At 37.1% G+C, this 23,310-nt stretch carries 22 protein-coding genes and 1 pseudogene; 3 read left to right on the top strand and 20 right to left on the bottom strand.

From position 1 onward, the window contains the following. The first annotated feature begins 32 nt into the window (after positions 1-32). A complete protein-coding gene (locus tag QNH43_RS10095; protein WP_283917711.1) occupies positions 33-1,256 on the top strand; it encodes an IS110 family RNA-guided transposase in 1,224 nt (407 codons plus the stop codon). Between the two features lie 140 nt (positions 1,257-1,396). On the opposite strand, the gene QNH43_RS10090 is transcribed toward QNH43_RS10095, so the two are convergent. The 4 genes and pseudogenes from QNH43_RS10090 to QNH43_RS10075 form a co-directional block, all read right to left on the bottom strand. Then, the gene (locus QNH43_RS10090; RefSeq protein ID WP_283917710.1) at positions 1,397-2,008 is read right to left on the bottom strand and encodes a hypothetical protein; all 612 of its coding nucleotides are present in this window, start codon (positions 2,006-2,008) and stop codon (positions 1,397-1,399) included. Between the two features lie 275 nt (positions 2,009-2,283). Beyond that, complete coding sequence (locus tag QNH43_RS10085) at positions 2,284-3,186, bottom strand: DMT family transporter (RefSeq protein ID WP_283917709.1); 903 nt, start codon at positions 3,184-3,186, stop codon at positions 2,284-2,286. Positions 3,187-3,744: 558 nt separating this feature from the next. Next, positions 3,745-5,020 (bottom strand): annotated as a pseudogene (locus QNH43_RS10080) (IS110 family transposase). 191 nt (positions 5,021-5,211) lie between these two features. Then, positions 5,212-5,634 carry a MerR family transcriptional regulator gene (locus QNH43_RS10075; protein ID WP_283917708.1) on the bottom strand — a complete coding sequence of 141 codons (423 nt, stop codon included), beginning with the start codon at positions 5,632-5,634 and terminating at the stop codon, positions 5,212-5,214. Between the two features lie 240 nt (positions 5,635-5,874). Between QNH43_RS10075 and QNH43_RS10070 the strand changes: the two genes are divergently transcribed. Continuing rightward, entirely contained in the window at positions 5,875-6,996 is a 1,122-nt protein-coding gene (locus QNH43_RS10070; RefSeq protein ID WP_283917707.1) for an NADH-dependent flavin oxidoreductase, read from the top strand. A 282-nt stretch (positions 6,997-7,278) separates the two neighbouring features. On the opposite strand, the gene QNH43_RS10065 is transcribed toward QNH43_RS10070, so the two are convergent. The 9 genes from QNH43_RS10065 to QNH43_RS10025 form a co-directional block, all read right to left on the bottom strand. Beyond that, positions 7,279-7,776: a PTS sugar transporter subunit IIA gene (locus QNH43_RS10065; protein ID WP_251437939.1), complete on the bottom strand. Its 498-nt coding sequence runs from the start codon at positions 7,774-7,776 to the stop codon at positions 7,279-7,281. A 218-nt stretch (positions 7,777-7,994) separates the two neighbouring features. Then, positions 7,995-8,969, bottom strand: coding sequence for a carbohydrate kinase family protein (locus tag QNH43_RS10060; RefSeq protein WP_057277268.1), 975 nt, complete (start codon positions 8,967-8,969; stop codon positions 7,995-7,997). A gap of 16 nt (positions 8,970-8,985) precedes the next feature. Next, a complete protein-coding gene (locus tag QNH43_RS10055; RefSeq protein ID WP_283915929.1) occupies positions 8,986-10,458 on the bottom strand; it encodes a sucrose-6-phosphate hydrolase in 1,473 nt (490 codons plus the stop codon). Between the two features lie 69 nt (positions 10,459-10,527). After that, positions 10,528-11,976, bottom strand: a complete 1,449-nt coding sequence (locus QNH43_RS10050; RefSeq protein WP_283917706.1) for a sucrose-specific PTS transporter subunit IIBC — start codon at positions 11,974-11,976, stop codon at positions 10,528-10,530. 193 nt (positions 11,977-12,169) lie between these two features. Beyond that, positions 12,170-13,165: a LacI family DNA-binding transcriptional regulator gene (locus QNH43_RS10045; protein WP_283917705.1), complete on the bottom strand. Its 996-nt coding sequence runs from the start codon at positions 13,163-13,165 to the stop codon at positions 12,170-12,172. A gap of 239 nt (positions 13,166-13,404) precedes the next feature. Further along, the gene (locus QNH43_RS10040; RefSeq protein WP_283917704.1) at positions 13,405-13,716 is read right to left on the bottom strand and encodes a hypothetical protein; all 312 of its coding nucleotides are present in this window, start codon (positions 13,714-13,716) and stop codon (positions 13,405-13,407) included. A 181-nt stretch (positions 13,717-13,897) separates the two neighbouring features. Next, positions 13,898-14,185 (bottom strand): Dabb family protein, encoded by a 288-nt coding sequence (locus tag QNH43_RS10035; RefSeq protein WP_283917703.1) that lies wholly within the window; start codon positions 14,183-14,185, stop codon positions 13,898-13,900. A 41-nt stretch (positions 14,186-14,226) separates the two neighbouring features. Further along, positions 14,227-14,577 (bottom strand): hypothetical protein, encoded by a 351-nt coding sequence (locus tag QNH43_RS10030; RefSeq protein ID WP_283917702.1) that lies wholly within the window; start codon positions 14,575-14,577, stop codon positions 14,227-14,229. Between the two features lie 69 nt (positions 14,578-14,646). Next, on the bottom strand, positions 14,647-15,558 hold the full coding sequence (locus QNH43_RS10025) for a helix-turn-helix transcriptional regulator (RefSeq protein WP_283917701.1): 912 nt from the start codon (positions 15,556-15,558) through the stop codon (positions 14,647-14,649). Between the two features lie 127 nt (positions 15,559-15,685). On the opposite strand from QNH43_RS10025, the gene QNH43_RS10020 reads away from it, so the two are divergent. Next, complete coding sequence (locus QNH43_RS10020; RefSeq protein WP_283917700.1) at positions 15,686-16,462, top strand: SDR family oxidoreductase; 777 nt, start codon at positions 15,686-15,688, stop codon at positions 16,460-16,462. Positions 16,463-16,913: 451 nt separating this feature from the next. Here the strand turns inward: QNH43_RS10020 and QNH43_RS10015 are convergent, their stop codons facing one another. From QNH43_RS10015 to QNH43_RS09985, 7 genes are all read right to left on the bottom strand, one after another. Further along, positions 16,914-17,747 (bottom strand): MBL fold metallo-hydrolase, encoded by an 834-nt coding sequence (locus QNH43_RS10015; protein ID WP_283917699.1) that lies wholly within the window; start codon positions 17,745-17,747, stop codon positions 16,914-16,916. A 51-nt stretch (positions 17,748-17,798) separates the two neighbouring features. After that, a complete protein-coding gene (locus QNH43_RS10010) occupies positions 17,799-18,185 on the bottom strand; it encodes a MarR family winged helix-turn-helix transcriptional regulator (RefSeq protein ID WP_283918330.1) in 387 nt (128 codons plus the stop codon). Positions 18,186-18,511: 326 nt separating this feature from the next. Continuing rightward, complete coding sequence (locus QNH43_RS10005) at positions 18,512-19,027, bottom strand: DinB family protein (RefSeq protein WP_283917698.1); 516 nt, start codon at positions 19,025-19,027, stop codon at positions 18,512-18,514. Between the two features lie 275 nt (positions 19,028-19,302). Continuing rightward, positions 19,303-19,722, bottom strand: coding sequence for a helix-turn-helix domain-containing protein (locus QNH43_RS10000; protein ID WP_283917697.1), 420 nt, complete (start codon positions 19,720-19,722; stop codon positions 19,303-19,305). A gap of 293 nt (positions 19,723-20,015) precedes the next feature. Then, on the bottom strand, positions 20,016-21,155 hold the full coding sequence (locus QNH43_RS09995; protein WP_283917696.1) for a hypothetical protein: 1,140 nt from the start codon (positions 21,153-21,155) through the stop codon (positions 20,016-20,018). 11 nt (positions 21,156-21,166) lie between these two features. Further along, a complete protein-coding gene (locus QNH43_RS09990) occupies positions 21,167-22,429 on the bottom strand; it encodes a hypothetical protein (RefSeq protein WP_283917695.1) in 1,263 nt (420 codons plus the stop codon). A 5-nt stretch (positions 22,430-22,434) separates the two neighbouring features. Continuing rightward, entirely contained in the window at positions 22,435-23,310 is an 876-nt protein-coding gene (locus tag QNH43_RS09985) for an ABC transporter ATP-binding protein (RefSeq protein WP_283917694.1), read from the bottom strand.

Below are 23,310 nucleotides of genomic sequence, written 5' to 3'. Positions count from 1 at the left end.
TTATATTGAGAGCCGTAGAAAGGATGTTTTCAATGGAAGTAGTCATTGAAAGAGCGTGTGGTATGGATGTCCATAAGGACAATATTACTGCATGTATTATGACACCAGAAGGAAAGGAGATTCAAACGTTTTCAACAAAAACTGTTTTTCTAATACAGTTAGTGGATTGGATTAAACAGAATAACTGTACACATGTTGCCATGGAGAGTACCAGTGTATATTGGAAACCTATTGTTAATTTATTAGAAGCTGAAGAGATTGAGTTTTTAGTTGTGAATGCTCAACATATGAAAGCAGTGCCAGGGCGTAAAACAGATGTTAAAGATGCAGAATGGATTGCCAAACTTCTTCGTCATGGACTCCTAAAAGCTAGTTACATTCCAGATCGAAATCAACGGGAACTACGTGAACTAGTTCAGTACCGTAGAAGTATCATTGAAGAACGTGCTAGACAACATAATCGCATCCAAAAAGTGTTAGAGGGCGCAAATATTAAGCTAGGTTCTGTGGTGTCAGACGTTATGGGTGTTTCGGCTCGAGACATGCTTAACGCAATTGCCGAAGGTGAAGAAAATCCTGAAAAACTAGCAAACTTTGCTCGACGCACAATGAAAAAGAAGAAAGATGAACTAGAACTAGCCCTTAAAGGTTATATCAATTCGCATCAACGCCTCATGTTAAAAACCATTTTAAAGCATATTGATTTTTTAACAGAGCAAATCGAGATGCTCGACCAAGAGGTCGAGGAAAGAGTAATCTCCTATCAAGAAGATGTGGAACGATTAGACTCTATTCCTGGTATAGCTACAAGAATGGCTGAGCAAATTTTATCTGAAATTGGGACTGATATTAAGAAACAGTTCCCAAGTGCAGCTCATATGTGTTCTTGGGCAGGACTAGTTCCTGGGCATAACGAAAGTGCGGGAAAAAGAAAATCGGCTAAAACAAAAAAAGGAAACAAGTACTTGAGATCAGCATTAACAGAAGCAGCTCATTCTGTAAGAGGATCTAAAAACTATCACGGAGCACTGTATAGGCGTACAGCATCACGAAAAGGTAAGAAACGAGCAGGAATAGTAGTCGCTCATGCCATGTTACGTATCTCCTATTATCTCTTAACTCGAAAAGAAATGTATGTAGACTTAGGCGAAGACTACTTTGATAAGCAGAGACAACAATCAATTTTTCGGCATTCACTAAGAAGACTTGAAAGTTTAGGATACACAGTTACATTACAAGAACCTGAAGCATCTTAATCCAGTCCACTTACCTACAATAAATCAGTAAATTAGGCGCTCTCCCCTTTTTTAAAAAACAATGAGCTGCGTCTTTTTAAGTATTGCCTTTTCCCCAAAATTCCAGAAGTCTATTTTCATGGTAGTTTAACTACATCACTTCACATTCCAAAATATTGACTTCTATCATTTCTCTTCACAATCACTAAATAAATAAAAATACTTACAATCATTAGACAAAAGGTAACATTTTGTGCAATACCAACGATGTCACTCCAGCTACTTGTACCATATACAAACAACTGCAAGATTAACCCTCCAGGTAAAATCAGTAGTACATAAGGTGTTTTTTTTATTAAAAACCCTACAATTCCACCAGAGATACCACCAATGATTGACGCCCCATACCAGTTCACATATGAGATCGCCAGTTCTTTAAATGATATCGTTACTGTTACTGGTACATCTATATAAAAATATCTAATCACGAAATAAAACGTAATTGCAGTGATTGTATAAATGGCCCCAAGTAATGCAGCCTTCTTAATGTTCCTCGCAAATAAATAGCCAACAAGCATTGCTACAATAAACCACATTGGTAAAGAATTAATCATTACCGCTAAATACGAAATGACGAATTCAAGAACTGTTATACCGTCACCTAAAAATGTTAAATTATCAGAAATAACTGAAAAAATTGCAACAATTAAACCAACTATTAATGTAAAGGTAACAAACTTCCAATGCACTCTATATTCTTGGTTCTCCTTCAAAAAAGCACCTCCCTATTCATCCAACCAACTCCTATTGTTCCTCTGATTTCCGGTGTATGTACTAAGTAGTTCATACACATTATAGATGTACTATACCTATAATACACAAAACGTGTCAATATGGTTTAGAACAAATTCTTGTTTAAATAGTTACACTTTTAGTATGCAAATCCACTAACCTGCCCCGATAGTTCCATTCAAAAAGGAGCTGCTGATCAGCTCCTGATTTTGAAGTAAACCTGTTAGCTAAAAAGCTTTATTAAAGAAGTCCATTCTTAATTAACATTTACAGGAAGCTTACCATTCTGACCACGAATTCCAAACCCTAAAGCAATTGCAGCTCCAATACAGCTAGATAGGCAACCTACTACCAAAAAAACTGATAGAGTTGATTCACCAATTAAAACAGAAGCGACCCCTCCAATCGCTGGAAATAACGCTACCATATACCCACTTTTTGCTCCTCCAATTTTTTCTACAAGTTTTAAATAAAATAGCCAAGCCATAAAAGAAGCAATCAAAGTTAAATATAGCAAAGCAGATAAATATGTAACTGTTGTTGGGAGTATAATTTTTTGTCCTTGAAACAGTACAATTGTCCCCATTAAAACACTGCCCACTGTAAAACCAATAGCATTAGCATAGATAGGGTCAACCTTAAGTTTAGCATTTCTTGCTGAACTGGCATCACCAATAGCTGTAAGAATCGTACCTAACAAAGCAATCATAACTCCTTTTAAATCAGTAAGCCCTTGAAAATTATTTAAGGTCGGATAGATGATGACACATACGCCAAATACCCCTAATATTCCCCCAAGTAAAACGCGAGAATGTAATTTCTCTTTTAAAAAAACACGGAGAGCAATCGGAGTCAGTATCACTTTTAAAGAAAAGATCAATGTTACAATTGCCGCAGAGCTCAAATTAGTCGCGTAATAAAGGCACAGATAACTTAATGCAAAGTTACATACACCAAACACTGTTATAAATGGGATATCCTTTCTTCGTGGTCTCCCCTTTGGTTTAAGGAACCAAACAAGAACTAAAAATAAAAAAGCTGTCATAACTAAACGATATGTTAATGATAATTCCAAACTGACTGGTGTTCCTTGAATTTTCACCGCAATAAAATTAAGACCCCATACTATTAAGCAAAATATGTACATGAAATTTGTCATTGTATTCCCTCTTCCTGCTGTTTAACTTATTATGTTAATGTAAGTAATTGTAACAAAACTCACCACTTTATGTTCTAGTTTTAATGAGCCAATTGACCAAGAGTTGAATAATTTTCTTATAGAACTCCCTCAGTTTAATACGATTTTCTCACAAATACTCGCTTAATCGCAGGATTTCATCACCCTTGAATTTAAGTTCACGGTTATATGGAGTGATTTCAGGACATGAAGATTTCGTGAAGACATAGTGAAATAAAGGAGTTGTACAACACTCCACATTTTACCATATAATGCACATTCTCCACGCCGCCCCTGGAGGCTTTCCCTCCCATGTCTCAACGGGTCAATTGCCCTATCATTCCTTCGTCATGCCTATCCAAGGGGTGGAGGCCAGTTATGCTAACCTGATGGGTCGGTGCCCTTTTGTTCAAGAAATCTGGTACTCCGTACATATTTGAAATCCTACGAATAAGCCAACATTCGTAAAAAGAAAAAGTCTATGAAAATTAGTTTTTGAAGGTTCCCTTCGAGAACCCTATTAAAAATCCCCCTTTAAAACTACGCAACCAGTTCAGTTTTTATAGTTTGAACTTTATCTGCACAATAAGACTCGTTTCTGCGTGCTAATCCAACAAATATCCTGGCTAGCTTACCTACCAATTTCATATTCGATTTCATTTTCTTCATTTTTTTCACCTTAACATTATGGGTGTGAATGGCTCGAAATTCCGTGTTATTCATCACAAGGCTCATGGTGGCTAAGTAAAGGAAACGCCTTAGCCTGGATCGCCCTCGCTTAGAAATGACAATTTGGCCTTTCCACTTTCCAGAGCTTGCTTCAGCCAGATGCAACCCAGCGTGCCGAAGTAAAGAATTACCGTGTGAAAAACCACTTAGATCTCCTGCTTCACCTAATATTCCGGCTAAAGAAATTTCACTAATTCCCTTAATGGCAAGAAGCTTCTTGGCAAAAGGTATTTGTTTTAATACATCCTTAACCTCTTGTTCCACTCTTTCGAGTTGTAAGACTGCGAGATCATACTCCTCTAATAATTGTTCCAAATGAAATTTATACGCTTCAAGTGCTTGTCTTGTGCCGACAGATTTCCTACCTAACTGAAGAAGTAATTGAGCTTTCTTTAATCCAGGCTGCCTCTTCATTATTGATTTCCAGCCTGAAACAACATCATGAGGTTTCAGGGAACGCAGTTCCATTGGAGATGGAAATAAACGAAGTGTGGCGATCGCCCCTTTACCAGTAATGTCTTTAAATACTTGCCTGAGTTCGGGAAAGACAATATCCACCCAACGGTTTAATTGATTAATAGTGCTAACGAGTCGTTTAACTACCACATCACGGTTAGACATAAGGACCCTAAGTATTTCAAATGATTCTGAAGTGTTCCTGACAAAGGCGTAGTAACCGTTCTTCACCATATCAGCGATGACCAGGGCATCTTTCTTATCACTTTTGGACTGAGTATTATCACGGTTTTCTTTATTCCTTTTTACTAAGTGAGGGTTTACTGTTACTACCTCAATTCCTTGTTTAAATAGCCATTTTGAAAGATTAATCCAGTAATGGCCTGTAGGTTCCATTCCCACGATGGCTGCCTCCAGTTTATTTAATCTTTGAAGCTTATCCATCCATTTTAATACTAGCAAATCCATCTTCATTATTTTCAAATGCAAGTGGATCTCCGACTACAATTCCACGGAAATTCACTGCTCTAGCCACATGTAATTGTTGGGCAATATCCACTCCAACAACAAGGTGATTATCGGAAATTCTTTCTATTAGTTGATTTTGTTTATCTTGCATTTTAAACTTCATATTAGGGTTCCTCCTAAGGTTTTGAGTTAGAGTGGTTTCTTACTCATATCTTACTGAGGAGCCCTATTTTTTTCAAAGCTGAAAAATAACGAACTACAGGAATGCTAACCTGCCCCGTTAGTTGCATAAAGAAAGAGCTGCCTTCAAGACAACTCCGATCTTCAGCTAACGCACCCTTTAGCGTAAGTACATTACTTCACATTCTTAATCTCCAGACCGTGACATTTAAAGTTATGATTAGGATTTTTCCTAACCTCTTCTTTCTGAAGTTCATACATGGCTATCTTATAGTTTATCTCCTCCAAGTGCCTTAAGTCTTCTTCAATTTTCTTCTGCACTTCCAATTTATGCTTCACCAACATTTCTTGTCTTTGCAAGAAGGTAGCATTTCCTACTCCAAAAAGATCCTTATATTCTTTTATCTTAGCAAGAGACATTCCTGTCTCTTTGAGACAACGAATAAAAGAAATCCAATCTAAATGTTGTTCGGAATAAACTCTTCGACCATTCTCATCACGAGATACATTTGGCAGTATCCCTTGCTCTTCATAAAATCTAAGTGTCTTTGCCGTTATATTTAAGTTCTCCACTACATATTTCATTGAATACAACATTTACCTGCCCCACCTTTAGCTACAGTTACTGTAACTAAAATAATATCATAAAGGATTCTGAAAATCCAAAAATCTTGGTTTAACCATGTGAATATTTATGCTTGACTTACCCTAACGACAACTAATTATACTAAAGTAGAACTTCCAATAGGGAGAGTTGTGATGGCTCATCATGGTAACAATAATGCAGTAAGATAAACTTTCATCATTAGAAGAATTTAGGATAGAGAGGTTAATGAGATGAATCAAAAATACAGTAAGTTATTTGAATCCTTCACATTCAGAAGTGGAATAACAATCAAGAATAGAGTCGTTATGGCACCTATGACAACATGGTCAAGTAATGACGACCTTACCATTTCGGATGAAGAGGTAAAATATTACAAACAAAGAGTAAATGGAGTAGGACTCGTCATTACAGGGTGTACTCATGTTACACCGAATGGACAGGGTTTTACGAATGAATTCGCTGGGGACAATGATGAATTTATTCCAAGTTTACGAAAATTAGCTGAGGCAGCGAAAAGTGGAGGCTCTCCTGCGATACTACAGATTTTTCATGCAGGCAATAAAGCATTACCTGGATTGGATGTAGTTAGTGCGAGTAGATTGCAACCTGAGGCTACTGCTTTGGGCACAACTGCAGAAACAAGAGAACTATCACATGAGGAAATCCTGTCGATTATACGTGCTTTTGGAGACACAACGAGAAGAGCGATTGAAGCCGGATTTGATGGCATCGAAATTCATGGGGCTCATGGATTTTTAATTCAGAATTTCTGGTCGCCAGCGACAAATCAACGGACTGACCAATGGGGAGGATCACTTGAAAATCGCTTACGTTTTCCATTGGCAATTATTGAAGAAATCAAAAATGTCATTGAAAAACATGCTACAAAACCATTCATTTTAGGATTCCGATTTTCCCCTGAAGAATCCTCCAAAGTGGACGGATTACGTATGAAAGACACATATAAATTAATTGATTTCCTTATTGAACAAAATTTAGATTATATACATGCTTCATTAGATAATGTGTCTTCAAAGCCAGTTGATAGTCAAGATGAAAAAACACGGCTTGAATTGATTCTTGAAAGAGCAAACGGTAAGGTACCGGTGTTGGCTGCTGGTTCCATGATAACACCAGATGATGCACTTAAAGCTATGGATTTAGGATTACCGTTTGTAGCTATTGGGCATGCGTTAATTATGAATCCTGATTGGGTTGAAAAGGTCGCAAATGGACTTGAAGACGAGGTCGCTTCTGAGTTGGACGTATCGAAACTTGACCAGCTTAATATTCCAGAAAAACTATGGAATGTAATTCAAGCATCGCCAGGTTGGTTTAATATTAGTAAATAAAAAAGTAGCCCTACGGGCTACTTTTTTATTCATATTGCACTAACCTGCCCTATAGTTCATTAAGCAAAAAGGTCACCAAATGGCAGCCCCGGAAAACTGCAGTAATAATATACGTGCAAAATAGCACTTAAAATAAGTGCAAATTATCACCTAAAGTAACACAATTCCGTTAAGTTATTAAACCAAATTAGGTAAAATAAAAACACCCCATTTCTGGGGTGACATCTCTTGGTCATATGTTATTTAGTTTTTTAACGAGTTTCTTCTATTTTACTCATTCCTCTATTTTAAGGTAACTACCAGAACGGTCGTTTTACCGGCTACAGATTGTCCACCATAGTGATACTCTAAATGTGTCACTATGTCTCCATTGGTAATGATCATCGGTGTAATAGTACTTGATGCTTTTTCCTTTACCAGTTCAAGGCTGTAGGTGACCAATATGTCTCCTGCTTTAACCTGGTCACCTTCTGCCACACAAACGGAAAACCCTTCTCCTTTCATGTTAACCGTGTCCAATCCAATATGAATCAATATTTCCAGCCCTTCTGCCGTTTCCAATGCAATGGCATGCTTCGTCGGGAAGACATTGATGACTTTTGCATCAGCCGGCGCCACTACCTTCCCTTCGATAGGAAAGAAAGCAATACCATCTCCCATCATTTTCTGTGAAAAAACTGGATCCGGTACATCTTCAAGCTTTAAAATTTCTCCTTCAATTGGAGATACTAATTTTATTTCCGAAATTTTTGTTTTTTTTCCAAATAAGTTTTTTAACAAGGTAATACCTCCAATTATTTTTAATATTCTGGCTGAATAGCAAATTTCTTAAGCAATCACTTTTTTGATTTGTTCTTTTAGCTGGCCTGATTTCGGTCCGAAAATTGCCTAGATGTTATTCCTACCTCCAAAACGCCAGCAGCTCCAAGGCCTTTTAATCGGTCCTTATCAACTTAGCAAGCAATCGGTCGGTACTTTTTCGTTTAGGGCAGGCGCCATTATTGATCGATTTGCTGCAGTTGATAAATCGCTTCTTTGGCTGGAATGGAAGAGATTGCTCCTTTTCCAGTCGTAGTAAGAGCGCCACTAGCGTTTGCAAAGCTTAGGATTTCTTGGTGATGAAGTTCAAGAACTTCTTCCAGATTTCCTTGCCGAACGTCTTTTTCTAATAACTGATACAGCAAGCCTCCGATAAATGCATCCCCAGCCCCTGTTGTATCCTGTACGCCTACGCGATACCCGGTTGATTCGTATTTTTTACCTCTTACATATAATTCAGCACCTTGAGCTCCTTTTGTATAAATTACTGCTTTAACAGCACCAGTAAATAACGAAGAAACTGCTTTTTCTTTGTCAGTAATCCCGGTAATAAACTCAAGCTCTTCATCAGAAATTTTCACAATATGAACCATTGGAACAAACTCTAAAATCGTTTTCCGGCATTCTTCAGGATCAGTCCAAAGCGGAAGGCGGACATTTGGGTCAAAGCTGATGATTCCGCCTTTTGCTTTTACAGAAGTAATGGCTTTCACATGTGCATGCTTCATAGGACTTTCCACTAAATCGACTGAACAGAAGTGGAGGAGGTCGCCGTTTGCAAACCAGCTATCGTTAATTTCAGTCTCATGAAGCAGCAAATCTGCAGAAGGATTGCGGTAGAAAGAGAAATCACGTTCACCATTTTCAAGCAAAGATACAAAAGCAAGGCCTGTGTTGGCTTCATTCGTTCTCGTAATTTTATCTATTTTCACGCCGGCTTGCTGCAATTGTTCTAAAAGAAAGTCCCCAAATGAATCCATTCCGAGCTTAGTAATTATCGATGCATTGCCGCCATTTCTGGCAACTGATACAGCAACATTCGCTGGAGCGCCTCCTGGAGCACGCTCGAATTCCATTACATCTTTTAGTGCGATTCCTTTTTGAAGGGGGATAAAATCAATTAATACTTCACCGATTGCATATAAATTTCTCATACCTTACCTCTCGCTTTCATACATAACTCCATTTTTTTGCTTGAAAAGTGGTGCTTCCAGATAATGCAAAGAAACGAATTTCATTTCTGTTTTCACGAGGGAAGATCCGGCTCGTGAATACTTCTTCACCGTCATTGATGAAAATCTCAACAGAAGAGGTATCTACAAATAAATGAAACTTAATTTTTTTGGTATTCACAAAGCATTTTCGGATTGTTCCATAAGCTTCTCCAACGGTCTCACCTGAAGAAGAGCGGTCAAGAATGACTTTTTTCTCTACAGTATCATATTTAATGACCGTTTTTTCATCATCACCGGCCCTGAATTCAATACCAAATTCAACGGCATCGTTGTTTTCAAATTCACATACCATTTCATAGGATACTCCTTTGAAATCTTCATACATGTTCTTGGTGTTCTTCAAAACACCTTTTACTTCAGTTTCCTGCCTGCGTAGCGCTTGAAGTTCCTGCACTGGCCGCTGAATCAGTTTGCCGTTTCGAACAGATAATTCTCTAGGCAGTGTTAAACAATGCGCCCAGCCATTTTTGTCTGTGGGTAGGTCGATTTCAGGCAAGCCCATCCATCCGACAAGGATACGCCTTCCGTCAGGATTAACCATTGTTTGCGGCGCATAAAAATCAAAGCCTCTGTCAAGCTCCTGAAAAGAGCCATGTGATAGTGAGTGGGTTATTGTATCTAGCTTGCTGCCAATAACATAACCGGATTGATAAATATTGTGGTAAAGGTCTCCCTTGGGCTCCAAACCTTGTGGAGAAAACATCAGTACACCATAGTTTTGCAGTTCAAAATAATCTGGACATTCCCACATATATCCAAAAGTTCCAAGGTCAGTTTGTAACTCTCCTTCAAATGTCCAGTTTACTAGATTGGAGGAACGATAAAGGACGACACATCCTGTTTTGTCTTTCCGCTGTGCACCGATTACTGCATAAAAGGTATCATTTTCTCTCCAAACTTTCGGGTCGCGGAAATGATTAGTATATCCTTCTGGTACGTCCCGAATGAATGGATGGGTCAATTTTTCAATTTGTCCCGTTTTCTCCATGATGGCGATACATTGATAGGGATGTCTTTGCCAATTCTCATCACGGGTGTTGCCGGTATAAAATAAATATAGTTTTCCTTCATATTCAATAGCACTTCCCGAATAGGCTCCATGGCTGTCATAATAATCATCCGGTGCGATCCCGATGCCGGCATTTTCCCAAGAAACAAGATCTTTTGATTTCGTATGATACCAATACTTCAACCCATGTACAGGACCAAGTGGAAACCATTGGTAGAATAAATGGTACTCGCCATGATAAAAAGAGAAGCCATTAGGGTCATTAAGTAGGCCGGATAAAGGCTGTATATGAAAGGTTTGTCGCCATGTGCATTCATTTACTCTTGTTTGCAAATTTTGTAGCTCTACCTGATTAACATCTTCAACGCGGCGATAACGCTGTTCTTTTGTCCATCCCATGTGATCAGACTCCTTTAAAAAATCAGAGGGCTGTTCCTTGTTTCGAACAGCCCTTTTCATATTAATAAATTAGGCTGCTTCTTTTCGAGAAAGGGCAGCAACTTTTTTATCTGTCCGATTTGCTAAACTGAATGTTGCGATAAAGGCTACAGCAAAGGAAATGGCCATACCAATTATATAAAAGATAATTGTATCTGTTTTGATGGAAATAATCCCTGGTAAACCTGCAGCGCCAAGTGCAATCGCCTTTACTTTGAAGAAGGTGACGAAAGCAGAAGCCACTCCTGAACCTATAATTGCTCCAATAAATGGATACTTCAGTTTTAAGTTAACACCGAACATTGCAGGTTCTGAAATCCCTAAAAGAGCCGAAATTCCCGCTGCAGATGCCGTACCTTTTGTTTTTTTATCTTTCGTAATGAAAGTAACTGCAAGGGTTGCTGCACCTTGAGCAATATTGGACATTGCTGCAATTGCGAAAATAAAAGAGCCCCCAGTTTTTGAAATATCAGAAAGTAATTGTGTTTCTACAGCAATAAAGCTATGATGCATACCTGTGATAACGATTGGTGCGTAAAGAAGTCCAAATATAGCTCCTCCGATAAAACCAGTTCCATCATATAAGAAAATGAGACCGTCTGTTAATAAGTTCCCTGTAGCACGAGTAATCGGTCCTACTACTGTGAACGTTAAGATACCAGTAATAAAAATTGTCAATAATGGTGTTAGAATATTGTCTAGTGCGGAAGGAATGACTTTTCGCAAATACGTTTCTATTTTTGCTAAAATAAAGGAAGCAACAAGTACCGGCAACACAGTGCCTTGATATCCGATTTTTTCAATTTCAAATCCGAGAATATTCCAGACCTGAATCTCACCGCTTACTAAGGCTCCTCCGTATCCCCAACCATTCAATAAGTCAGGGTGAACCATTAGCATTCCAAGTGTAGCACCCAGATAAGGATTTCCGCCAAACCGCTGTGTGGCAGAGAAACCGATTAAGATTGGAAGGAATACAAATGCTGCGTTGGCAAATGTATTAATTAGAGCTGCTAAATCTGCGAATCCCGGGTTAGCTTCGACAATGGATTTCCCTGCGATAAATAAGTCAGGTGCGGTGAGCAAGTTGTTAATCCCCATCAATAGACCGCCGGCAACAATTGCAGGAATAATAGGAACAAAAATATCAGAAAGCATTTTTACAAAGCGCTGAAGCGGATTCATTTTCTTCGAACCAGCATCTTTTACATCTTTCGTCGACATTTCAGTAAGTCCAGTTAGCTTTGAAAACTCTTTGTATACTTCATTAACAGTTCCCGCACCGATAATAATCTGGTATTGTCCTCCAGTTGAATATGTTCCCTTTACTGCATCCATCTCATCTAGTTTTGCTTGATCGACTTTATCTTCATCATGTAAAGCTAAGCGGAGCCTAGTCGCACAGTGTGCTGCAGCTGCCACATTTTCTTTCCCGCCGATTGCCTCCAATATTTCCTGGGATACTTCTTTATAATTCATAATGATCCTCCTTTTAAACGTTTATAAACGCTGACTTGGAACCGGTTCCGTTTGAATCCAAAAAAATATATGAATATATTAAGTGACGGAACCGGTTCCAACATAAACCAAAAAAATATAATATCAACAAGTTGATTCACAGAAACCGGTTACATTTTAGAGGGGAAATATTTGGTAACCGATTTCATTTTGATTATAATCGGTGTAGTAAACGATTGTCAACGCTTTCTCTTTCAATAATTTTATATTTTGATAGAGATAATTTTGGTAATTCTTCCCCGTTAACAAGCTTTACGATACTTTTAGCTGCCATTTGTCCTGCTTCTTTGTAGTAAAATTTCGCTGTAGTTATGCCTGGGTGTATCATCTCTGTTACTTCATAACCTCCAAATCCAGTGATCGACAAGTCTTCTGGGACTTTTAAACCTCTTAAATAAGCTGCTTTCAAAGCACCAATCGCTATATTATCAGTTGCACATACGATAATAGAGGGAGTGAATTCTTCAATAATAGAAGGGACATTGATTAATGCATCTGTTATGCTGAAGCTTGTTTCATAATACCTTACTTCACAGTCTGATTTTTCATCTATCGCCCGCTGAAATCCTTTTTTTCGCATGACTCCTACAGCAATATCTTTTCCTGTTACGCCCAAAAAAGCAATCTTACGGTGACCTTTTTCCAGCACATGTTTTCCGAGATCATATGCTGCTTCATAATCATTGTGTATGATGCTGTGAATTGTTTCATGCTGCTGACCAACCAGTAAAACGGGCAAGTGCAGCTCTTTGAAGGCCTCTAAATGGGCGTCGGTAACTTGGGATGGAAGCAAAATCATTCCCGCAACCTTTTGCTTAGCCAGTGTGTAAATATTTTCAATTTCCCGATTTAAATCCTGACCGGTATTTGAGATCAGCATTTGATAATTTAGTTCTCTTAATTGTTCATCAATGCCAATTAACGTATGAGAAGAAGCATACGAATCAAGTCTCGGTACGATGGTACCGATTATATTAGTTTTCTTTGCTTTTAAACTTTGAGCGAAGGCATTAGGAGCATAGCTGGTTTCATTTATCACACGTTCGATTTTATTTTTCGTTGCCTCACTAACAGAACCATTATTTAGATAACGTGAAACTGTACTCTTAGCAACTCCGGCAAGCTTCGCGATATCAGTAATTGTAACCAAAGCATTCATCTCCGTCTTTATATGGATTTATTTATTATACACCAATATGTTTAGTAAATTAAGAGGTGAATATAGTTGATTATTTAAACAGGAAATTTTACAACGTTATCATTGCAAATTTAAATGTAAACGCATTCACGTCCAAGTAGGAGGTGTAAAATATGGAAATTAGTAAAGAGGTTACATTTATACAATGATAAATAGAACTAACCATTAAGAGAGAAAAAATCCTTTCTTTTCTATTTAGCTCTCTTCCTAAATGGGTATAGCACTCCATCAACCCAATTACGAAACATTTCGTATACTTCCTGATTAGTTTTAACATTACCAAAAAATACACCCATAAGTTCATTATAATAGTATTCTTTATCACTAAATAACGCTTGAAACTCCTTATCATCTGCAAAATCATTAAAAAACAAGTCCATTGGACTGTCTTTTCTTACCCAAGCAATTGCTTCTATATATGGAGTGAACTCATATTTCCAATTATCTACATGAAGGTGATTACCAGTATAGTTTTCATCATTAAAATAATCTTGATTATTCATTGACTTACCCCCGAAAACTCAACTATTAGCAGAATTATACCATAGGACTTATTGTTCTAACCTGCTCCGATAGTTTAATAAAGAAAAAGCTGCCTTAAAGACAGCTCCGATCTTCAGCTAACGCACCCGTTAGTTTAAGTACATTTATTCACATTTCACAATTTATCCTAATCGGTGTATGTTATTTTATAGAGGGAGTCATGTTCCCATATGACAACAAAACATCAGCTAGCTGCATTTTAAAGGATCCTTTCATTTTCAATAGGCACGCTTCCATAGATTCTAAAGAGTCAAATTTTACATTGAGGACCATGTCGTAGGACAATTCTGATTGGCGACTATTCATCTTTACCTTAAGGTCTCTGATATCAGGTATTTTTACTTTCAATTTCTCTAATAATTCCTTGGTCTTACTGATATTTTCACTACTAGGCTCTTTTAGTTTGATAAGTAACGTATTCATCACCATTTTTTACTCCACCTTCTTAGACAGTCCATTAAAAAAAATAGTTAAATGCTATTGAAGTCTGTACAGATCAGTTCTTTTATCTTTTCTTCTACGACACTAAAATGTATATCCAAAAGGAAAGGATTGGGCAATCCCGTTTTATCAAAACTCCCATCAACCTCTGAGGTAACAACTATAAACCTATCTCTCTTTTTATATGACAAGGTTTTAAAATGTATCTTTGGATTGAAAATGGAGTCTTTCGACCATTTTTCTATTGATTCAAGACCTAGCATTTCCTTCCCTTCGTCGAATACTATGGCGTCATGTGTAAAGATACTTTTAAAATTATTCTCATCAGCATTATTTGCCATTTGATAAAATCGTACAATCGGTTCTGGTAAGTTAATCATGTTCGTTAGCCTCCTATTGTCTAGTCAAGGCTAATATACCATTCATAACTTGACACCATTATGTCTAGTTTATTCCGAAAATAAGTACCTTTTCATATTTTCTAACTCATCAGTAACTTTCTGACGGAGACCTTCCGGCTCTACACCCCTTAAATGGCTGCCAAAGGATAAAATATAACTTAATAACCAATCACTATCTGGAAAATTGGCTCTAATAGTATAAGAACCATCCGAATTTATCTCGACGTCACTTTCCTCGAACTCATCATAAACTCTAAAAGCACCGCTAGCAGCAATCTTCAATTGTACTTCAATAAGATTCCCCAATCCTGTTTCCTCATTATCAGAAGGAATTTTAATCATTTCGCTTGCTATAAAAAGTTCTTCTGTCATTACGACTTCTTTCATTCTATTTACTTTGAAGGTCCGGTTGGCACTATTGTCTAAACAATAAGCATTTACATACCAGGATTTATCTTTGTATATTAATTTATTAGGGCTTACCGTTCTTCTACGTTTAGTTCCATTCCCACTGAAATATATAAATTTGATTATTCGATTGGAAAAAATCGCTTCCTTGAGTAAGTGGAAAAGTTCTTTTTGATTTTTTTTACTTCCCCACGGTGAAAAGTCGACTTCAATCCAATCCCTTTTTTCTTTTTTAAAAAGTATGCTCAACTTGGATAACAATTCATCCGCTTCAGGATAAGAGGTTGCTGTTAATCCCTGAAGTGCCATCATGATGCCATTTTGTTCGGCTTCAGACAAAAGAGAGGTATTAAGAACAAATTCATCTATGAGTGAAATTCCTCCTCCTCTCCCCTGACTGCTATAAATCGGGATTCCAGCAGCACTCAAAGCATCTATATCTCGATAAATCGTACGTGTTGACACCTCAAAACGCTCCGCTAATTCTTTTGCTGTTATGTTTTTTTTATTTAGTAGGATATAAACAATTTCAAAATATCTATTCATTGCCATTCTTTTACCTCAAATTATTTTGACTTTATTTGCAGGATTAAGTTTTTTTAACATGACATATTGTTGTCATATTATGTTTGTTAGTATACAACTTGTAATCAAATTAATAAATTAAGGGAGATTCATTATGACCAATCAATTATTCACAGGAAAAAGAGCACTTGTAACTGGCGGAACTAAGGGTATGGGTAAAGCAATTGTAGATAAGTTAAAAAGAGAGGGAGCAACCGTAGTTACTTCCGCAAGGACAGAACCTATGGGAAAAACCAATGCAGATTTGTTTATCCCTGCTGATTTAACATCGGTTGAAGGAATAAAATTGCTGGCGGAACGGGCTCTTGACTTTCTAGGAGGGATAGATATTCTAATCAATAATATTGGTGGTTCTAGCGCGCCAGCTGGCGGGGTACTGGCTCTTAATGAGGAAGAATGGTTGGAAGCATTTAATAGGAATTTATTCCCTTCCGTTCGGCTGGATCGAGAATTAATCCCCGAAATGATGAAACAAGGAAAGGGTATAATTATTCATATTTCTTCTATTCAGAGAACATTGCCTTTATACGAATCGACCCTTGCTTATGCCGCAGCTAAAGCAGCATTAAGCAACTATAGTAAAGGACTGTCAAACGAATTGGCATCAAGCGGAATAAGAGTGAATACTGTAGCTCCTGGTTTTATTCAGACAGAAGCAGCTGACCGAATGATTGATCGTCTAGCAGAAAAATATGGTTCACGCAAAAAAGCATTAGAGGAGTTAATGGATTCACTTGGAGGAATACCTTTAGGGAGGCCGGGACAACCCGAAGACGTTGCTGAATTAGTAGCATTTCTTGCTTCGGATTTAGCAAAGTCGATTACAGGCAGCGAATATAAAGTAGATGGTGGGACGATACCTACCATTTAAATTGGTACCTACCATAGTAATACAAAATACTAAGGACCTTTACAAGGTCCTTAAAACTCACTTCAAAATTATATCTTTATTGAAGATGAGGCTCTCCAAATATCTTCGTTATTCAATTAACGCACCCTATAGTTTAAGTACATTTCTTCACAATCTTGTTCCACAAATAGAAAAGTGTTGCCGAAGCAACAACCTTACTAAAAAAAAACCTCTATCTATCTTATTTCTTAGAAATTCCTCAAATGTAATTTTTCCTGTTTTTTGAATACAATTAGTATTTTTCCCATCTAAGAATGATTTGTAAAGGTTTCCTGGTAAAAAAAATTGGGGTCAACGTGAACATCATTATGATCACTACTTACCATGGAGCCGCCACCGATTAAACGTCATAAGCGGCCCCCATTGTCAAGATGCGATTTAAGATAAGATCCCCTTTTTATAAAAATCTTGATCATACTTTTACAACTGTTCCCACATTGCAGTAAAAGAACTTTTGTCCGAATTCTTGAGCTAAGCTCATGCTTACCTCGAAGCCGGTACAATGGGACACTCCAAGGCGTTCAATATTCAATTCTTTCAACGCTTGAATGCTTTTTTCCTTCTGTTCGTCGCTTACGCACCATAAATGAGTGCCGCCGATAACGGTATGAATTCGGTTTTCACCGGTCTTTTGGACTGCATAATTGAGAATATTGACGATGCCTGCATGAGAACATCCTAGAATGACAAACAAACCTTTTTCCGTTTTGATAATAATGGACTGATCGTCCATAACCTGATCTTGGATATAACCTTCTTCCGTCTGCTGGACAATATCGGTATCGCCATGTTCAAAATCTGATAATCGAGGAACCTCACCTGTTAGATAAACATTTGGAGCGATTTCGGTAAATTCCGTGTTGAATTTAAAATTGGCCCCGTAGCTTTCAAGGTCAACTCTAGAAAAAGGGACTCCGATGTATTTATAACCCATCCGAACAAGATATCCTTCTTTGAACAGGTCAGGATGTGCAAAAACATCAACTGTTTTTGCCTCAACTGCCTTTACGGCAGCCAGCAGACCACCAGTATGATCGATATGATGATGGCTCAGTATAATTCCTTTAATACTGGATAAATCTTTTTTGAATACTTTCGCGTTATTGAGCAGTGCCTTACCTTGACCAGTATCGAAGAGATAATTACCATGATCCGTTTCCAAAAAAACAGACCAACCGTGTTCCGCAATCGCTCCCAGGTTACTGAACACACTGTTTTCAGAAAGAACTGTTGCCTTAACCTTCATAAAAAATCCCCCTTAAAGTAGTTTAGATTCTAAACTATATGTTCAAAAAAATTATTTCTGCAAAAACTCATTTAGCTTTTGAATGCATTTTTCGAAAATTTCGATCTCCTTTTGGTCTAATTGAGCGCTAAGCTCTTTGTAAAAATTCAGATGTAATTCTTCGTGGACTCGGTAAGCACTTTTTCCTTTTTCAGTAAGTGAGATAATTACCGCCCTAGAATCATCCGGGTGAGGGGAACGCTTAACGAGCTCTTTGCTTTCTAAACGTCCGATAATCTGCGTAACCGCACCTTTCGTTACACTGAGACGGGTGGCCAGTTCACTCATGAGGATACCACCATCGTAACCAATGGCGTCAATCGTGTGAATTTCACTTGGCGTCAAGGGGCCTGCGTCTCCAAAGGTGCGAGGATGACGTTCAAGTCGTTGGAGCTGCATAAATAAACGACCTAGATTACGGCTTCCTGTTTTCATACTATACATGTTGTTTGATTGTTCAGAATTTTCCCTATTCATACCTTTAGTTTAGCTGTTAAACTATTTATTTGTCAAGGGAACCTTTGATCAGCTCGCCAATTACTTTAAATGGCCCGATTGTTTAACAAAGGTCAAACAGCACTCTTCAACTATCCTGCCCCGTTAGTGCCATAAGAAAAAGGCTGCCGCAGCAACCCCTGTTAATGAACTAAAGCCCCCGTTAGTTCTATAAGAAAAGCTAACCTTATTCAAGAATCGCGCCCGTTTATGAAATTGGCAAAGGCAGTCTAATTATCGAATAGCCCTCTTCCTCTCAGATTTGCGGAAACAGGCTCCTTTCCTATTTCACGTGCCCATATAGATAACTGGCCAATATGGTGAATTTCGTGGACAATGACGTGACGTATGATCTCTCCGTGTGTACATTCAATGACTCGGCGCCTGATTGGTGCGTCTCTAGAGCTAATCGGTTCTTCATTGAAATCAGTTTCTGAAAGTTTCCGAGATTCCATTTCATTTGTCCAAGATGTCACAAATGGCTTCACTTTCTCATGGTATTGAGCTGAAAGATTTTTCACTTTTTGTAAGCTAGCATAATCCTCAAACAATGGCTCCTCAGGCACTGGTTCACCTCGCAAACCTAAGATCCACATATATTCCACATCTACAATGTGAAATAGGGTATGTAGGATACTACCGAACCCACCGACCCGTTTCTTTAATAGTTCTTCATCCGGTATGTCTTCGCACAATGTAAACCAATCATCACGAACTTGCCAGTTATATTGAAACAGTTTCAACATAACAACAACCTCCATCTTTTATAGATTTAATATTTAATTTTCACCAAAAGACTTCAAAATCCTTTTTTAAATAATCCTGTTAAAATCCTCCACAAACTGGCCCAATTGTTGAATAAAGATCAAACAGCACTCTTCAACTAAACTGCCCCTTTAGTTGATTAAGGAAACTTTAATGATCAAACAGTTATATGTAAAAACTAAGTTACCATAATGGATTTAATCAGAAGCAAAAAGCCTTTACGAATATTCTTCATAAAGGCTTTTTGTTTAAAACTCTACTGCTCGTTAAAATCTTTCTTTACATACCAAAATATCTTTTTTAAGTCTTCATAAAACGCCATTGTCAAAAAAACCAAAATGGTAATACCGATAGAATAGGAGCCTAAGTCAATAAAAAGGCCAAAACATACGAATATAATACCTATATAGAAGCCAGGACCTGTAAGATCATTCTCCTTTTTTTTATCCTCATCAATACTTATTTTTTTTTGAAATGTACGATCATTTTTAATCAGTTCATCTAATGTAATCTCATATAGTTCGCTTAACTTTATAAGATTCTCAATATCAGGATATCCCTTATTGTTCTCCCACTTATAAACTGCCTGTCTAGATACATTCATTTCTTGAGCTAGTTCTTCTCTAGACATGTTCTTTTGTTCTCTTAACTTTTGCAACTGTTCTCCCAATTCCATATACCCTCACCTCTTAGCCCCACTTTATAACAATTATGGAAAAACAGCCACAAACGCTTAGTGTCACTTTAGGCGATAACTTGCGCTGATTTTAAGTGTTATTTTGCACGTATATATGAAAAGAACCAGTTCTTTTTTCATAATGTTGCTTTAAAATAAAGCAACACATAAACGGGGTCCTACCAATAAATCGGAAAACATACGGTAAGCCAATTTCTCAATGTAAAAAGCCGATTTTCCTTACGATAAGGAAGAATCGGCTTTTGGATTTGATTTTGATATAGAATGGGTTTCTACTGAACAATATCCATTTTCCTTTCCCGTTTCCAAAGAAGGATTATGAATAGTACACTCACAGCAATTAATACACCGTAGCTTATAGGAACTAACCATTTAGGAAGACCATAGCTAATCATGCTATTAATTAAATAGCCTAGCCCAAAAGCGAGCATTGCAAGTACGATTGGAATTTGAACGCCAATCAGTGCAATGAAATTCGGAGCAATAGTTGAAAAGGACATGGCAAGTAAAGCAAAAACGATTCCCAATATATAAATGGCTATCACTGTTAACACAATGTATTGAATAAACGAAAGATCATACCAATAGTATTCACCGATAAAGGTATAAATGGGTACTGAAAAGAACATGGCTGTATTATTTAAAGAATATATACTGAAATAGACTGCCAGTAGTGCAGTGATTACGATTAATGTGGACAGCAATCCAGCAACTGCTTTCTTTTTATAAAGCGATCTTCCAGTTTTCGCTGTATATTGCAGGTCGATTAATTGCCGAGAACGATCCTGAATAATGATAGGTGACATCACCATAACTACACTAACAATTATCGCTATTGTGACATTCAAAATGAAATCCTTAAAATTATAAAATACGGTTTCTGGGAAAACATCATAACTTCCATTTGTTTTTATTTCTAGTAATCTTTCTTTTTGTCTTGGATTCGCATCACTAATAGAGTTATTTATTATATCTTTATTCTGATCATGAAACTCTATTAATCTTTCTCGTTCTTGAAGTTCCCAGAACATGTCCACTTTTTCATCGAAGAATATTTTTCCGTGAAGTACTGATTGCTTCTCATTTTCAAGATCCATATTTCGGAATTCCTCATAAGACCGGATACCAGCATCCCTAAACTCTTTGCTTGATTGTAAAAATTGGTCTGCCTCCTTCACTTGATTGTCATAAGTTTTTTTGAAATCAGCCATCTCTTCTTCATCCATGTTTATTCCATATTTCCTAATCATTTCAACACTAATATTGTACGAATCTAAATCAGGTCTTCCATTAGGGAAATTCTCAATATGAAAATTAATCAGCAAAAAATACAAAACAGCATTGACTAGGAAGAGGACTAAAATCATCTTCCAATTCAGGATCTTCTTTATTTCATTTATAATTATTTGCATTGAAATTCTCCTTATACGATAGCCTGTTTTTTAAATCTTTTTAAACAAAATATGCATAACACTAGAATAATCATTGTCCAAACAGAGACCGTAATGAATTCATAATTTTTAAACAAAAGCAGTCCTTTACTGCTCATGAACCATACCTGTGGATTTAACACAAGCGAAGATAAGTTGAAACCAGAAATAAAAATCAAATTAGAACTAGTGGGCACGAATCCTTGAAGCATGAAAAGAACTGCAAATATAGCTCCAAAGAGGAAAAATGTGTAATAACTGTTTTTACTAATGACCGAAATGGTAAAGGTAATAGCTGAAAATAAGAGCATACAAACATACATAAGGATGATTCCAAAAATTAAATATGTCAAAAACGACATATTCCACCATGACACATAAGGAAAATTTTTCTCCCAATTAAAGGCACTACTTATTGAGCTTTTAAATAAATGTGAGTAATCGTAAACCATAAAATACGTACCAAGCGTAATCATGAGTAAAAATGTAGTTATACCCATAGCGACAATTAAGGATGCAGCCAATTTATCTACCATTAACCGCCGACCTCTTTTTGCTGTGTATGAAACAAGATGAGTTCTATTTTCAAACTCATAATTCGTAATCAGGGCAGTTGCCAGCACAATCAATATGATTGATTCAAGAATAATATGTTTGAACACAGTTTTAAATAAGAGTGTGTGCATGAAATATTGTTTTCCAGCGAAAAACCAATGTGTGTGTTCCTCATTTTCTTGCAATTCATCAAATCGATCGGCGAATGCAGCATATTGTTTTTTTAATGTTTCTGCAGCAGTACCACTCAATTCATATTTACTTATTTCAGACTCACCAATGCGTTCAATATCGAATTCTTTATAAGATGCATCGATTGTTTCCGCAGTTCCGGCATACATTTCCTTTAAGTACACACTATGGAAAAAACGTATTTCATCTTCCGTATATAGTTCTTGATCTTCAAAACGTAGCTGATCAAAAAACTCGACAACACTACCAAATGTCTGAGACGATTTTTTCTCCGTTATCATGTTAAAATCAGCTAGATCTTTTTGTAAATCTTGATCTAATTTTGAGAGCGATTCGTCCGTGATGTTTACTCCATATGTTTCAGCCAATTCATTGGCAACATGCAATTCTTCTTTAAAATCAGAAGAGTTATAGATTAAATAAATGTTATAAGCACTAAACAAAATCAACAAAGCTAGAATAATAGGCGAAGTGAATGCCCTTTTGCATTCGTGAAAAATAATTCTCATGGCGATTACAGATCCGTCAACAATTCATCACGGTATTCATAAAGGAAGACATCTTCCAAATGGGGATTTGCTGGAATCCAGTCTGCCTCTGTTTTTCCCTTTTGGACAAACCGGACAATCATGCTTCCATGTTCCTGCTTTTCTGAAAGAAGAACATATTGTTTACGGAAAGATTCCAGTCGTTCATAGCTAATTGATGTTTCATAAACATGTCCATCAAGCGTATTGCAAATCTTTTCGACGGAATCTTTATATAATAGTTGCTGATTTTTAATCATAATCACTTCATTAGCAATCGACTCGATGTCAGAGACAATATGAGTAGAAATAATGACAAGTCTTTCTCGCGCAAGTCCTGTAAGGAGCTGTCGAAAACGTGCACGTTCCTTTGGATCCAGACCGGCTGTTGGCTCATCCAGAATTAATATTTTTGGATCATTTAAGAGAGCCTGTGCAATCCCAACCCTTTGTATCATGCCTCCAGAAAACTTCTTCATTTTTTTATTAGCAACGTCTGTTAAAGCCACTTTTTCTAATAACTCAGATATTTTTTCTAAGGCGTTCTTTTTGTCAAGGCCTTTTAACGCAGCTAAATATAATAAATATTGCTTCGGAGAATAGTTTTTATAATAGCCAAACTGCTGTGGCAAATATCCAAGGATATCGCGATAGTCCTCGTCTAAATCAACAATATTTGTTCCGTTATATAAAATTTCTCCTTTGCTTGGCGAAATTAATGTCACAAGCATTTTGATTAAAGTTGTTTTACCAGCGCCATTTGGTGCTAGAAGTCCATAGACACCATCGTTAAACTCCAGATTCATATTTTTTAATGCAGAAAAACTTCCATATTGTTTACTTACATCTTTCACGACTAACAT

This window comes from Peribacillus simplex (assembly GCF_030123325.1).
Taxonomy (GTDB): Bacteria; Bacillota; Bacilli; order Bacillales; family DSM-1321; genus Peribacillus; species Peribacillus simplex_D.
Note: the sequence above shows the minus strand (reverse complement) of the source record. Positions and strands in the feature narration are given on the sequence as shown.